The sequence below is a fragment of the Nocardia sp. XZ_19_385 genome (genome assembly GCF_015355755.1).
Taxonomy (GTDB): Bacteria; Actinomycetota; Actinomycetes; order Mycobacteriales; family Mycobacteriaceae; genus Nocardia.
Genome location: NZ_JACVEE010000006.1, coordinates 164,436 through 176,671, shown reverse-complemented (window position 1 = coordinate 176,671; position 12,236 = coordinate 164,436). Strand labels below are relative to the sequence as shown.

14 protein-coding genes are annotated in these 12,236 nt (G+C 67.4%); 11 read left to right on the top strand and 3 right to left on the bottom strand.

Going from position 1 to position 12,236, the window contains the following annotated elements:
- Nucleotides 1-20: 20 nt before the first annotated feature.
- From IBX22_RS34390 to IBX22_RS34380, 3 genes are all read left to right on the top strand, one after another.
- A complete protein-coding gene (locus IBX22_RS34390) occupies nucleotides 21-1,283 on the top strand; it encodes a cytochrome P450 (protein ID WP_194819988.1) in 1,263 nt (420 codons plus the stop codon).
- A 7-nt stretch (nucleotides 1,284-1,290) separates the two neighbouring features.
- Nucleotides 1,291-2,508, top strand: a complete 1,218-nt coding sequence (locus tag IBX22_RS34385) for a cytochrome P450 (protein ID WP_194819987.1) — start codon at nucleotides 1,291-1,293, stop codon at nucleotides 2,506-2,508.
- A gap of 67 nt (nucleotides 2,509-2,575) precedes the next feature.
- A complete protein-coding gene (locus IBX22_RS34380; protein ID WP_228540065.1) occupies nucleotides 2,576-2,896 on the top strand; it encodes a hypothetical protein in 321 nt (106 codons plus the stop codon).
- Here IBX22_RS34380 and IBX22_RS34375 read toward each other — a convergent pair.
- Nucleotides 2,889-4,049, bottom strand: coding sequence for a hypothetical protein (locus tag IBX22_RS34375; protein ID WP_194819986.1), 1,161 nt, complete (start codon nucleotides 4,047-4,049; stop codon nucleotides 2,889-2,891). The genes IBX22_RS34380 and IBX22_RS34375 overlap by 8 nt on opposite strands.
- 214 nt (nucleotides 4,050-4,263) lie before the next feature.
- Here IBX22_RS34375 and IBX22_RS34370 point away from each other — a divergent pair, with 214 nt between their 5' ends.
- Nucleotides 4,264-4,485, top strand: coding sequence for a hypothetical protein (locus tag IBX22_RS34370; RefSeq protein WP_194819985.1), 222 nt, complete (start codon nucleotides 4,264-4,266; stop codon nucleotides 4,483-4,485).
- Nucleotides 4,486-4,502: 17 nt separating this feature from the next.
- Here the strand turns inward: IBX22_RS34370 and IBX22_RS34365 are convergent, their stop codons facing one another.
- Complete coding sequence (locus IBX22_RS34365) at nucleotides 4,503-5,234, bottom strand: GTP-binding protein (RefSeq protein WP_194819984.1); 732 nt, start codon at nucleotides 5,232-5,234, stop codon at nucleotides 4,503-4,505.
- Nucleotides 5,235-5,316: 82 nt separating this feature from the next.
- Between IBX22_RS34365 and IBX22_RS34360 the strand changes: the two genes are divergently transcribed.
- The 5 genes from IBX22_RS34360 to IBX22_RS34340 all read left to right on the top strand — a co-directional run bounded on the left by IBX22_RS34360 (nucleotide 5,317) and on the right by IBX22_RS34340 (nucleotide 10,404).
- Complete coding sequence (locus IBX22_RS34360; protein ID WP_375540309.1) at nucleotides 5,317-5,763, top strand: Zn-ribbon domain-containing OB-fold protein; 447 nt, start codon at nucleotides 5,317-5,319, stop codon at nucleotides 5,761-5,763.
- Nucleotides 5,756-6,955: a lipid-transfer protein gene (locus IBX22_RS34355; protein ID WP_194819983.1), complete on the top strand. Its 1,200-nt coding sequence runs from the start codon at nucleotides 5,756-5,758 to the stop codon at nucleotides 6,953-6,955. The genes IBX22_RS34360 and IBX22_RS34355 overlap by 8 nt, the downstream gene beginning before the upstream one ends.
- 97 nt (nucleotides 6,956-7,052) lie before the next feature.
- Nucleotides 7,053-8,165 carry a serine hydrolase gene (locus tag IBX22_RS34350; RefSeq protein ID WP_228540064.1) on the top strand — a complete coding sequence of 371 codons (1,113 nt, stop codon included), beginning with the start codon at nucleotides 7,053-7,055 and terminating at the stop codon, nucleotides 8,163-8,165.
- Nucleotides 8,166-8,263: 98 nt separating this feature from the next.
- Complete coding sequence (locus tag IBX22_RS34345) at nucleotides 8,264-9,454, top strand: NAD(P)/FAD-dependent oxidoreductase (protein ID WP_194819981.1); 1,191 nt, start codon at nucleotides 8,264-8,266, stop codon at nucleotides 9,452-9,454.
- A gap of 11 nt (nucleotides 9,455-9,465) precedes the next feature.
- Nucleotides 9,466-10,404 (top strand): sigma-70 family RNA polymerase sigma factor, encoded by a 939-nt coding sequence (locus IBX22_RS34340; protein WP_194819980.1) that lies wholly within the window; start codon nucleotides 9,466-9,468, stop codon nucleotides 10,402-10,404.
- Nucleotides 10,405-10,456: 52 nt separating this feature from the next.
- Here the strand turns inward: IBX22_RS34340 and IBX22_RS34335 are convergent, their stop codons facing one another.
- Complete coding sequence (locus tag IBX22_RS34335; protein ID WP_194819979.1) at nucleotides 10,457-10,861, bottom strand: hypothetical protein; 405 nt, start codon at nucleotides 10,859-10,861, stop codon at nucleotides 10,457-10,459.
- Nucleotides 10,862-11,037: 176 nt separating this feature from the next.
- Between IBX22_RS34335 and IBX22_RS34330 the strand changes: the two genes are divergently transcribed.
- Together IBX22_RS34330 and IBX22_RS34325 are read left to right on the top strand one after the other, a co-directional pair.
- Nucleotides 11,038-11,457, top strand: coding sequence for a DUF5360 family protein (locus IBX22_RS34330; protein WP_194819978.1), 420 nt, complete (start codon nucleotides 11,038-11,040; stop codon nucleotides 11,455-11,457).
- Between the two features lie 23 nt (nucleotides 11,458-11,480).
- The gene (locus IBX22_RS34325) at nucleotides 11,481-12,233 is read left to right on the top strand and encodes an SDR family oxidoreductase (protein WP_194819977.1); all 753 of its coding nucleotides are present in this window, start codon (nucleotides 11,481-11,483) and stop codon (nucleotides 12,231-12,233) included.
- Nucleotides 12,234-12,236 lie beyond the last annotated feature (3 nt).

The following is a 12,236-nucleotide window of genomic DNA, read 5'->3' as shown; positions in this document are numbered from 1 at the left end:
TCGCGTCAGGAGTCACCCCATTGGCCAGCTCGCGCCTACCCAGCCCGCCGGAGGCCGCCCCTTGGGCGATCGGTCCGTCCACCGCCGTGCGGGGACCGCGGTTCCCGATGTATTCCGACGAGTTCGCCGCCGATCCGCACGGTAGCTACCGCGAATTGCGCCGTACCTACGGCTCTTTGGCGCCGGTGGAGCTGGCGCCAGGGGTGCCGGCGACCCTTGTGATCGGCTATCACGAGGCGGTGCGGATCCTGAACGACCCGGACCATTTCCCGGCCGATCCGCGGGCCTGGCAGGACACGATTCCCGACGACTGCCCGGTGAAGCCGATGATGATGTGGTACCCGAATGTGTTGCGCAACAGCGGTGTCACGCACCTGCGCTACCGGCAGGCCAACGTCAGCGCGATCGAGGGCGTCGACCTGCACAGTCTGCACGCCATCGTCGAACGCGATGCCATCCCGCTGATCAACACCTTCTGCGAAAGCGGCGAGGCGGACCTGGTCACCCAATACGCCTTCCCGCTGGTCTTCGCCGGACTCAACCAAATGCTGGGCTGCCCAGCGGATATCGGGCAGCGGGTCGCCACGGGCATGGCCATGCTGTTCGACTCGGTCGACGACAACGCCGTCCACGGCATGACCATGCTCAGCGCCGCCCTGATGGACTTGATCGCGCTGAAGCGCCGCGAACCCGGCGACGACATGGTGACCCGTCTGCTGCAGCACAACGCCGGGCTCGACGACACCGAGATGCTCTACAACATCATCAGCATCTACGGCGCGGGGATCGAACCGCAGCAGAACCTCATCATCAACACGCTCCGGTTGATCCTCACCGACGACCGGTTCGCCGGCGACGTGCTCGGTGGCAGTCTGTCCACCCGGGACGCTCTGGACGAGGTGCTGTTCAACGACCCGCCGATGGCGAACTTCGCCATCTCCTATCCGCGCCAGCCGATTCCGATCGGCGATGTGTGGCTGCCCGCGAATCAACCGGTCATGATCAGCTTCGCCGGGTGCAACAACGACCCCGCGATCAGCGGCGGCGAACGCATCGGCAACCGCTCGCATCTGGCGTGGAGCATCGGACCGCACGCCTGCCCCGCCAAGTCGGTGGCCTCACTGGTCGCGCAGGAGGCTGTCGATCAGTTGCTCGATGCGCTCCCTGAGTTGCGTTTGGCTGTTCGAGCAGATGAACTGTCTTGGCGCCCTGGGCCTTTCCATCGGGCGCTGGCGGCGCTGCCGGTGGCCTTCCCGGCCAGCCCGCCATTGAATGTGATGTAGGAGAACTGTGAGCCTTCAACCTCTTGCGCTGGATCTGACCGGCATCGACATTCAAGGCGAGAACGAGCGCATCCGCGCGCGCGGACCGGTGGCCTTGGTCGAGTTGATGGGTGTGCCCGCCTGGTCGGTGACCGATGCCGACCTGCTCAAGCGGCTGCTGGCCGATCCGCGGGTGTCGAAAGACGCGGCTCAGCACTGGAGTTCGTTCAGCAACGGCGAAATCACCGCGGACTGGCCGCTTTTCGCCTGGGTCGCGGTGGACAACATGTTCACCGCCTACGGGGCCGATCACCGGCGGCTGCGCAAGCTGGTCTCGCCCGCTTTCACGCACCGCAGGACCGCGGCGCTGCGTCCGCGCATCGAAGAGCTGGTGACCACGCTGCTCGACGAGATCGCGAAGACTCCGGACGGTGAAAGCGTCGATCTGCGTGAGGGTTTCGCCTACCCGGTGCCGATCCAGGTGATCTGCGAACTGATGGGCGTACCCGATGAGATGGAGCCCGCACTGCGCACCTGCGTCGCCCGCTTCTTCGACACCGAGATCACCCCGGAAGCCGCACAGGCCAACTACGTCGAAATGTTCGGCCTGATCGGCGAACTCGTCGCCCTGCGCCGCGACAACCCCGGCGACGACATCACGAGCGTGCTGATCTCCACCCGCGCCGAGGACGGCGAGCGGCTGACCGAGAAGGAGCTGGTCGACACCCTGATGCTGGTCATCAACGCCGGCCACGAAACCACCGTCAACCTGCTCGACCAGGCCATCTTCAACCTGCTCACCCACCCCGAGCAGCTGGCCGCGGTCCGCGAGGGCCGCGCCACCTGGGAAGATGTCATCGAGGAAACGCTGCGCTACGAATCGCCGGTCGCTCACCTGCCGCTGCGCTACGCGGTCGAGGACATCGAGATCGAGGGCATCCGCATCGCCAAGGGCGAAGCCATTCTCGCCTCCTACGCCGCCGCGGGCCGCGACCCCGAGCTGCACGGCCCCACCGCATCCACCTTCGATATCACGCGAATCAAGAAGGACCACGTGGCCTTCGGGCACGGCGCTCACCACTGCATCGGTGCCCCGCTGGCCCGTCTCGAAGCCGCTATCGCCCTTCCGGCCCTGTTCGAACGCTTCCCCGCGCTCCGCTTCGCTGTCGATCCGGCGGAGCTGCGGCCGGTAATCGGCTTCATCTCCAACGGGCACCGGGAGCTCCCGGTGCATGTCGGCCCGTAGCGGGTTGCACCGGACAGGGTGAGCTGCCGGTGCCAAGCGGACCGAACGGTATGAGAACATCGAACGCATGTTCGAGTACTGGAGTGACGACTTCACCCGCCCATTGCGGCGGGTGGTCGATCCGCCGCAACCGGTGCTCGTCGACCTGACGATCGCGCTTCCCGCCGCCGGAGCCTTCCGCCGCGACGCGGTGTCGCTGCGCGTCAAAGCAGGCGGCCTGCACCTGGCCGCGGGGACCGTCCCGGGCCTGCTCTACGCCTGGGCCCGCTGCACCGACGGAGCCTGGCTCGGGCTGGCGGGTTTCGCGATCCCCACCGGCAACGGTCAGGGGCGGGTCGAAACCCGGCAGTGGTGCCCGGCGCGCGCACTGTCGCGCCCCGCTACATGAAGCTGCTGTCCATGCTCAGCCCGAGCGCGGCGTCGGCGCCGGTGATGATCGGCTGGCAGTTCCCGTAGCCGACACCACCGCCGACCGGGTCGGTGATGCGCACGACGGTATCGCGGATCTGGTGCAACTGGCGGGCGTTGGCAGGGGTGGAACAGTCGGCGATCCGCTCGCCGTCGAGATGGGATCCGGGGCCGAGCCATTCGCCGTGGAAGCGATCCTTGTAACCGTGGTAAAGACCCGCGCCCAGGTGGAATCCGGTGTCGGAGACCACCTCGATGTCCAGGGTGCGGGCGGTGCCGTCGACGTCGGTGGCATGGATACGGCCGCCCAGCAGTCGCCGATTATCGGGATCGAATCGAAGCTCGGGAGTCAGATCGCGCCAGCGCAGCACTCGTCCGTCCGAATATTGCAGCCCGCCCATGACGGTCTTGGACGAGAACCCGGTCGCCTCGATGATCTGATAGTGCAGGTGGATGCCGTAGCGGCTGCCGTCCGCGCGCTCGAGCAGCGCCGGACACCAGATCATCCGGAAGGAAACCTCAGGCGGCAGCTCCATCGCCTGCACGTCGGGGCGGGGCCGGCCGACGTCGTAGCGCACGCCCCAGGAGTGGTCCCGGGTGGAAACCCAATCCTCCGGGGTGATCTCGGTACGGCGGCCGTCGATGTCGACCCAGCCGGAGGCGACGCCGATCTGGTGGTAGCGCACCAGATTCGCCGAGACTCGATAGCCGGCGCGCATATGGGTACGGTCCTCCAGCTGGGCGGGCAGTTCCGCGGTGAAGGTCCAATCGAAGGCGATCGGCTGGATATCGTTGGGCTCCAGCACGAACCGGATCTTCTTCAGCGGTTCGAGCACTTCGTAGCGGACCGGCCCGATCACGGTGCGCTCCGGCTCCGGCAGCAGCTCCCGATTGGCGCGCACCGTAACCTGCTCGACGCCGCGCGATATGCCCGCGTAGCCATCCATGACATTGCGGTTCACATATTTGCCGAGCCCGAACCCCAACTGCAGACTGCCATCTCGAGCCGCCGCCATGGCGCACACCTTCTCGGTCCAGGACAGATCGCTGCTTGCCACCGTGGCGAAGGTGTCCACGATCTGATGATGGAAACCTTCGTCGGTGGGCACCAGCGGGCCGATAGATTCACTCATGCGTCGGGCTTACCTCGCCCGGACCGCGCGCGGCGATGCCGGTCCCGCTCAACGGTCCAACTCGGCGCCTCGGCTACAGCTCCGCATCACGAGGGTTCAACGCTGATTATCTGGGTAAAGAACCTTCATGGCTGTCGCGTTACAGCGGGCGGTAACTATCCCGCTAATTCCGGATACAAGCCGCGAGGCTGCGAGTATCGAAGGGGTTACGCCGATGAGCTTCCAGTACGCGCCTACGTTACGGCTCTACCAGAACCTCTACGACTGCCTTTCCGACCCGGGCGAACTCGACGTCATCGATGCGATCCGTGCCGCGGAAATCCACACCGCGTGCTCGGAACGATGCCAGCCTCGCCGGCGCGCACAGCAGACGATCGCTTCCGCACGATCCACCGAGGTCGAGAGACGGCCGAAGGCGGATCAGCTCGCCGAATAGCCGATACGCCACCGCGGTCAATAGTCGAGGGCGTGTTCGGGTTGACAGACGTCCATGGGGGAGGGCAGGTATCGGACGACGGCGTCCAGCAGCGAGGCGAGATCGTCGCTGCCGGGCGATACGCCGCACAGGACGGGCACAACCTCGCCGAGGCGGGTGAGGCGGCGGATGCGGTAGTGCAGCCGTTCGGGCGTGAGCTCGGTGTCCTGCTCGCCCACCGCCGCGATGAGCGCGCGATGCCAAGGCTCGGCGATTCGCCAACTGCTCCCAGGAATTTCGGCGGACGCGGGCATCCGAATCAGATCGATGACACCGTCGAACGCCACGCCCGCGCCGACCGGAATCTGTAGCGGCAACGGGACCGCGCCGCGAATATCGGTGATCCGGCGGACGCAGCGGTCGAAGTCGGCGCCGGGCCGATCGAGTCCGGTGATCAGGCACAGCCGGGCGACCTGGTAGTCGTCGGCGGCCCGCAACATCGCCTCCAGCCGGGAGGTGCTGCCCGTGGCGGCATCGATGACCGCGATCGCCCCATCGGCTACCCGGATGGACCGCTCCGGCGGGTGGTCCGAGACGTCGGCGACCCGGATGGTGTGCTCGACTTGATCTGTCGCCCAATGGATCACGGCCGGGGCGGGCCGGTTTCCGGACAGCCGAGCCAGCCGCTGAGCCAAGCCGGTCGTCCCGTCGAGATCCCCGAAGAGAACGACGTTACGGATCGCCCGCGGTTCAACAGCTTTCGTGCCCATCGCAAGCACCGTACCGCCGCCCGTGCGGCGCCGGAGCCGATTTCGCCCCCAAGGTAGAACGTGTTCCTATACCGTCGGCCCTGTGCAGAAAGAACAACGCCCCGCCGTGGCGGACTGGTTCACCACGGAAGACGGCGCGATACGTCTTCAGGGAAGTCGCTGTAATACCTGCGGCACACCGTATTTCCCGCGGAACACCCTCGCCTGTCGCAACCCGTACTGCGCGGCGCCGAAGGACGGCTCCGAGCTCGCCGAATACCTGTTTTCCACGCGCGGCCGGATCTGGTCGTACGCGGACGCCCGCTACAAACCGCCCGCGCCCTACATCTCGCCCGATCCGTTCGTGCCGTATGTCGTTGCGGCAGTGGAACTCGAGGTCGAGCAGATGGTGATTCTCGGGCAGGTCGTGCCCGGATTCACGGTGGACGACCTGGCCGTCGGCATGCCGGTCGAGCTGGCCCTGGGCACGCTCTACGCCGACGAGGAAGCGGAGCACACCGTGTGGATGTGGAGGCCGGTCAATGACTGACACCAATCGCGACATCGCCGTCCTCGGTGCGGGCATGCACCAGTGGGGCAAGTGGGGGCGAAACTTCGTCGAATACGGGCTGGTCGCCGCCCGCGCGGCCTTGGCCGATGCCGGGGTGGACCATCGCGACGTCGGCTACATCGCGGGCGCGGACACCATCCGCAACGGATACCCCGGTTTCGTCGCCGGCGCGACCTTCGCCCAGGCGCTGGGCTGGTCGGGCGCGCGGATCTCGAGCAGTTACGCCGCCTGCGCGTCCGGTGCGCAGGCTATCGCCAACGCCCGTGCCCAGATCCTGGCCGGATTGTGCGACGTGGCGCTGGTGATCGGCGCGGACGCCGCCCCGAAGGGCTTCTTCCAGCCGGTCGGCGGTGAGCGGCGCGACGATCCGGATTGGTTGCGCTTCCACCTGCTCGGCGCCACCAACCCCATCTATTTCGCGCTCTATGCCCGCCGCCGGATGGCGATGCACGGCGCCACGCTCGATGATTTCGCCGCGGTCAAGGTGAAGAACGCCAAGCACGGCCTGAACAACCCGTATGCCCGCTACCGCAAGGAAGTTTCGGCAGAAGAGGTGGCCGCCTCCGCGATCGTCTCGGATCCGTTGCGGCTGCTCGACATCTGCGCCACCAGCGACGGCGGGGCCGCGCTGGTGCTGACCTCGATGGAGTTCGCGCGCCGCCACGGTGTCGCCGATCCGGTCCGCATCCGGGCGCTGTCGACGGTCACCCCGACGTTCCCGAAAACCGTCCTCGATCTGCCGGATTTCGCGACGGACTCGGCGGTGGCTTTCGCTGAGCCGCCGCGCGCGTTCCGCTCGGCCATCGCGCACGCCGCGTACGAAGAGGCCGGGCTCGGGCCCGCGGACCTGTCCTTCGCCGAAGTCTACGACCTGTCCACGGCGCTGGAGCTGGACTGGTACGAGGACATCGGGCTCTGCGAAACCGGTGGCGCCGAGGCGCTACTGCGCAGTGGCGCAACAACATTGGGTGGACGCGTCCCGGTGAATCCGAGCGGTGGGCTGGCCAGTTTCGGCGAGGCGATCCCCGCGCAGGCGATCGCGCAGATCTGCGAGCTCACCTGGCAGTTGCGCGGGCAGGCCGACGGCCGTCAGGTCGAGGACGCGCGTGCCGGAATCGCCGTGAACCAAGGGCTTTTCGGGCACGGTTCGGCGATCATCGCCACCCGCTGACAGCTGGAGTGCCAGGCGCGCCTGGCACTCCAGTCCGGGGTGCTTGTAGTACTGCGGTCCAATGTGTTCGCGGGCCTGCGATTCCTACCGTCGGCTCATGCGTTTACGAGTCTTCACCCTCCCGATCTGCACTGCCGCGGTGCTCCTGTCCGCCTGTGCGACGAGCGCGGCCGAGCCCTCCGCCGCCCCCATGACTGCGGTGCGCGGCGACCTCGACGCGGTGATCCGCGCGGGCGCCGTCGGAGCAATCGCCACGCTCACCGACAACGGCGGCACCACCGTTTCGACCGCAGGCCGCGCCGACATCGCTACGGGCGCAACGATTCCCGCCGATCGTCCGCAGTATGTCCGGGTCGGCAGCGTCACCAAGAGCTTCACCGCCGCGATCGTGCTGCAACTGGTCGCCGAACAGCGCGTCGACCTCGACATGTCGATCGACACCTATCTGCCCGGCCTGCTCACCGGCGACGGTGTGGACGGCCGCGCCATCACCGTCCGCCAAATCCTGGGCCATCGAAGCGGCCTGCCCGAGCCGGCGGAAACCCCGGAACTGAACGAGCACGCGGCGGCCCGCAACGGCCACACCTACACTCCGGCGCAGGAGATCGAGATCGCCTTGCGGCTGCCCGCGCAATTCGCCCCAGGCGCCCGATTCCAGTACACCAACACCAATTACATCGTCGCGGGCATGCTGATCGAGGCGGTCACCGGACACCGCTTCACCGATGAGCTCCGCGATCGCATCCTCACCCCACTGGGCCTGTCGGACACCTACCTCCCGGCCACCGCCGAAACCGGTCTGCGCGCCCCACATCCCACCGGCTACACCGCCGTCGACGGCACCATCACCGACGTCACGCTGATGGAACCCTCGCTTCCTTGGACATCAGGCGCGCTGGTCAGCACCGGCGCCGACCTGAACCGCTTCTACACCGCACTGCTGTCCGGCCAGGTGGTCCCGCAACCCCAGCTGCGGCAAATGCTCGACGGGGTCGATATGGGCAACGGTGACGGCATGTCCTACGGGCTCGGCGTCGGCTACGCCCAACTCCCTTGCGGCGCACAATATGTCGGCCACATCGGCGGCGTCCGCGGCTTCACCGCCATCTCCGGGGCCACCGCCGCGGGCCGCGCGGTCACCGTCTCCTTCACCGGCAAACCCGCGTCGGTGGACATCGGCGGGATCCTCACCCACGCATTGTGTGAATGAGCTTCGCGGCGGCGGGTGACGCAGGTCACTGATCGATCCTGTCAGGAACTCGGGGGCTGTCTCGTTCAGGGAGCACAAGAACCAGACAGGAGCGCATCATGAAGCACCGCATCGTCGTTCTCGGGGCCGGATACGCCGGAGCCTTCTCCGCCGGATACCTGGCTCGCCAACTCCATTCCGACGACTTCGAGATCACCGTCGTCAACGCCGAACCCGATTTCGTCGAGCGGCTGCGCCTGCATCAACTCGCCGTCGGGCACGAGCTCCGGCACCGGCCGCTGGCGGAAGTGTTCGCGGGCACCGACATTCGGCTGCGGGTCGCGCGGGTCACCGACGTCGACGTCGAGCACCGGACTGTCACAGTCGCCGACAGCGCGGGCGCTGGCCGGATCGGCTACGACACCCTGCTCTACGCGCTGGGCAGCACCGCCGCCGACCACGGCGTCGCGGGCGTCGCCGAGCACGCCTTCCACGTAGCCGCACGACCGGCGGCGCTGCGCCTGCGCGCACGCCTGGATGAGCTGGGCGAGGAAGGGAAGGTGCTGGTCGTCGGCGGCAACCTGACCGCGATCGAGGCCGCCACCGAGATCGCCGAATCCCGTCCAGGACTTCAGGTCAGCCTCGCCACCAGAGGCGAACTCGGCGGCTGGCTGGGCCCCAAGGCTCGCCGTCACCTGCTGAACGCCTTCGACCGGCTCGGTATCACCGTCCACGAGCACACCGGTATCGAGCGCGTCGAGGAAACGGCGGCGATCGCCGCCGACGGCACCGTGTTCGCCGCCGACGCGACCGTGTGGACCGCCGGCTTCGCCGTGCACCCGATCGCCGCCGCCAGCGGCCTCGCGGTGGAAGCCAACGGCCAGATCCGGGTCGACCGTCAGATGCGGTCGGTCTCGCACCCGGATGTCTATGTTGCCGGTGACAGCGCCTTCGTCATCGGCGACAACGGCCGGCCGCTGCCGATGTCCTGCGCTTCCGCGGGATTCACCGGCACGCAGGCGGTGGCCGCGATCATCGGCGACCGGACCGGGCGCAAGATCAAGACAGCCGGGCTGTCCTATGTCGGCAACCACATCAGTCTCGGCCGCAAGGACGCGATCTTCCAGCTGGTCGACGGTGACGCTCGCTCGAAGCCCGGTGCGCTGTGCGGCCGGTCGGCGGCCGGAGTCAAGTCGGCGATCGTGGCAGTCAGCGGCTGGGCGATCAGCCGCCCGACCTTCGGAAAGCCGAATCACCAGTACCGCCTGGCCATTACCAGCGGGTATTCGCCCGAGGTCGTCACCGCATAAAGTCACGCCTCATGGACACTGCCACCGTGACGCGTTTCGAGGCCAGCCGGAATCGGCTGGCCTCGCTCGCCTACCGTCTCCTCGGCTCGGCCGCCGACGCCGAGGACACGGTGCAGGACGCGTTCCTGCGATGGCAGGCCGCCGACCGGGAGTACGTGGAAGTGCCCGAGGCCTGGCTGACCAAGATCGTCACCAATCTGGCGCTCGACCGGCTCCGTTCGGCGAAGGTGCGCCACGAACGCACGGTCGGCGCGTGGATGCCCGAACCCCTGCTCGACAGCGACCCGATGCTGGGTCCGGCCGACACCGTCGAGCAGCGCGAATCGGTGACCCTCGCGGTGCTGATGCTGATGGAGCGCCTCTCGCCGATCGAACGCGCCGTGTACGTGCTGAACGAGGCGTTCTCCTACCGCCACGCCGAGATCGCCGAGATCCTCGACATCACCGAATCCGGAAGTCAGCAACACCTGCACCGGGCCCGGCGTCGAATCGCCGCCGCCGGCACCAGTACGGACATCGACCAGGCCGCCGCCCGTCGAATCGTGCAAGCCTTCGTCGAGGCCGCCTCCTCCGGCCGCACCGAACAGCTGATCGCGCTGCTGACCGACGACGCGACCGGCACCTCCGACGGCGTCGGCGGCCTGGCGCGGAAGCTGATCGTGCACTCGACCCCGCAGCGGCTCGCGGGCGTGCTGAGCGCCGGCCTGAAACCCTCTGCGGCCAAACGCAAACTCGCCGGTGGCGCGCCCTCGATCTACGCCGCCCTGGTCAACGGCTGCCCGGCCATGGTCTTCACGCTCGACGACCGCGTCCTGAGCGTCGCGATCCTGGAGATTCGTGCGGACAAGGTCGCGGCAGTGCGCGGCATCGCCAACCCGGCCCGGCTCGCTCGCCTCTCCGCGGAATGGCGGCGGCAGGAGCACGATGTGCCGCTGATCGAATCGTGGTAGCGCATCAAACCATCACCCGCCCACCAGTTGTGGTGGGCGGGTGTCGGATTCGTCAGGCGTCGAGGGCTGCGGTGATCTTGCGTGCCATCGCGGTCACGGCCGGGCTGGGTGCGCTCTTACCGGTCTGAGTCGCGGCTTCGACGGTGACCAGGATGGTGTCGCGGAAGTTGTCGGCTTCGGCGGGAGCCTGGTTGGTGAGCAGGTGCATGGCGGCGGTAAGGCTCGGCAGGACCTGGTCGGCGAGTTCGGCGACCGACTTGCCGTGCAGGTGGATGTCTTTGGACTTGGTGGAGAGCACGTGGCCGACCAGTCCGGTCGCGGAGGTCAGGGCGATGGAACCGGAGGCGATGCCCTTGTGTGGTGCGCCGGCGGCGGCCAGCAGCGCGATGGTGCCGTAGGCGGCGGTGCGCAGGGTGCTGTTGTCGGCGTCGGTCAGGGTGATGGCGGTGGTGGACATGGTGTGCTCCTCGAAAGTGGTTGTGGCACTTGGGTTTGTGCCGGTTGTTTTTGTTCGATGTACACACTTTGGCGGGGTCGGCTGACACCGCTCTGACACCCGGCTGACACCACCCCTGACACCGTTCTCTTTCTGTACCCTCGCGACGGCTACGCTGACCGGGGGAGGAGGGCTTCATGCGGTTGAAGGTGGGCAAGGTTCTGCTGCTCGTGACCGATGCGCTGTTGATGGTCTACTGGATCGCGGTCGCGGTGGACGCGATTCCGAAGGACGCGGCTTTTCGTGACTACACGAATCCCGTTGTGCAGGCCTGGAATTGGTCGTTCTTTCCGCTGGATCTGGCCGCTTCGATCTTCGGATTCGCGGGTGTGTATCTGGTCCGCGTTCGCCATCGGCTCGGCTGGATCGTCCTGACGGTCGGTCTCACGTTGACGTTCTGCGCCGGGTTCATGGCGATCTCGTTCTGGGCCTACTACGGCGATTTCAGCGTCGTGTGGTGGGGCTCCAACGCCCTGCTCATGATCGTCCCCGCGCTGGTATTCGGCCTGTTGGTGTTCGATCGCGGCGCTCGCACAGAGGTGGCGTCCGAGCTCTAGATCTTCGAGTTACGCTCGTCTTCGTGTCCACATCCAAGATCGTCCTCGTCACCGGCGCCGGCAGCGGCCTCGGCCGTTCCATCACCCTCGCCCTGGCCGCGGCGGGCCATCAGGTGATCGCCGTGGGACGCACCGGCGCGACACTCGACGAGACCGTCGCCGCCGCGCTCGGACCGGGGGCCGTGACGGCCGTTCCGTCCGACGTCACCGACCCGGATGCCGTCGCCGCCCTCTTCGAGCACATCACCGGCCGGTGGGGCCGCTTGGACGTCCTCGTGAACAACGCGGGCATTTTCGGCCCTTCGCAGCCCATCGACGAAGTGTCCGTGCAGGATTGGCGGCGCGTGATCGACACCAATCTCACCGGTTCGTTCCTGTGTGCCCAAGCCGCGTTCCGGCTGATGAAGACGCAGCAGCCGCGCGGCGGCCGGATCATCAACAACGGATCGATCTCCGCGCACACACCCCGGCCGAACACGGTCGGCTACGCGGCCAGCAAGCACGCCATCACCGGTCTCACGAAAGCCCTTGCCCTGGAAGGTCGTACCCACGACATCGCGGTCGGCCAGATCGACATCGGCAATGCGGCAACCGAACTCACCGCCGGGATCGCCGCGGGCGCGCTCCAAGCCGACGGCACCGTCCGGCCCGAACCGACCATGGCCGCCGACGACGTCGCCCGCCTGGTCGTTCAGACCATCGATCTGCCGCTGACCACGAGCGTCCCGTTCCTGACGGTCATGGCGACGGGAATGCCCTACATGGGCCGCGGCTAGGCG

Excerpts from the sequence above, each read along its gene's own strand:
- IBX22_RS34365 (WP_194819984.1), bottom strand. The coding sequence starts at position 5,234 with ATGGGCACGAAAGCTGTTGAACCGCGGGCGATCCGTAACGTCGTTCTC.
- IBX22_RS34380 (WP_228540065.1), top strand. The coding sequence starts at position 2,576 with ATGTTCGAGTACTGGAGTGACGACTTCACCCGCCCATTGCGGCGGGTG.
- IBX22_RS34345 (WP_194819981.1), top strand. The coding sequence starts at position 8,264 with ATGAAGCACCGCATCGTCGTTCTCGGGGCCGGATACGCCGGAGCCTTC.
- IBX22_RS34350 (WP_228540064.1), top strand. The coding sequence starts at position 7,053 with ATGCGTTTACGAGTCTTCACCCTCCCGATCTGCACTGCCGCGGTGCTC.
- IBX22_RS34335 (WP_194819979.1), bottom strand. The coding sequence starts at position 10,861 with ATGTCCACCACCGCCATCACCCTGACCGACGCCGACAACAGCACCCTG.
- IBX22_RS34355 (WP_194819983.1), top strand. The coding sequence starts at position 5,756 with ATGACTGACACCAATCGCGACATCGCCGTCCTCGGTGCGGGCATGCAC.
- IBX22_RS34370 (WP_194819985.1), top strand. The coding sequence starts at position 4,264 with ATGAGCTTCCAGTACGCGCCTACGTTACGGCTCTACCAGAACCTCTAC.
- IBX22_RS34340 (WP_194819980.1), top strand. The coding sequence starts at position 9,466 with ATGGACACTGCCACCGTGACGCGTTTCGAGGCCAGCCGGAATCGGCTG.
- IBX22_RS34330 (WP_194819978.1), top strand. The coding sequence starts at position 11,038 with ATGCGGTTGAAGGTGGGCAAGGTTCTGCTGCTCGTGACCGATGCGCTG.
- IBX22_RS34375 (WP_194819986.1), bottom strand. The coding sequence starts at position 4,049 with ATGAGTGAATCTATCGGCCCGCTGGTGCCCACCGACGAAGGTTTCCAT.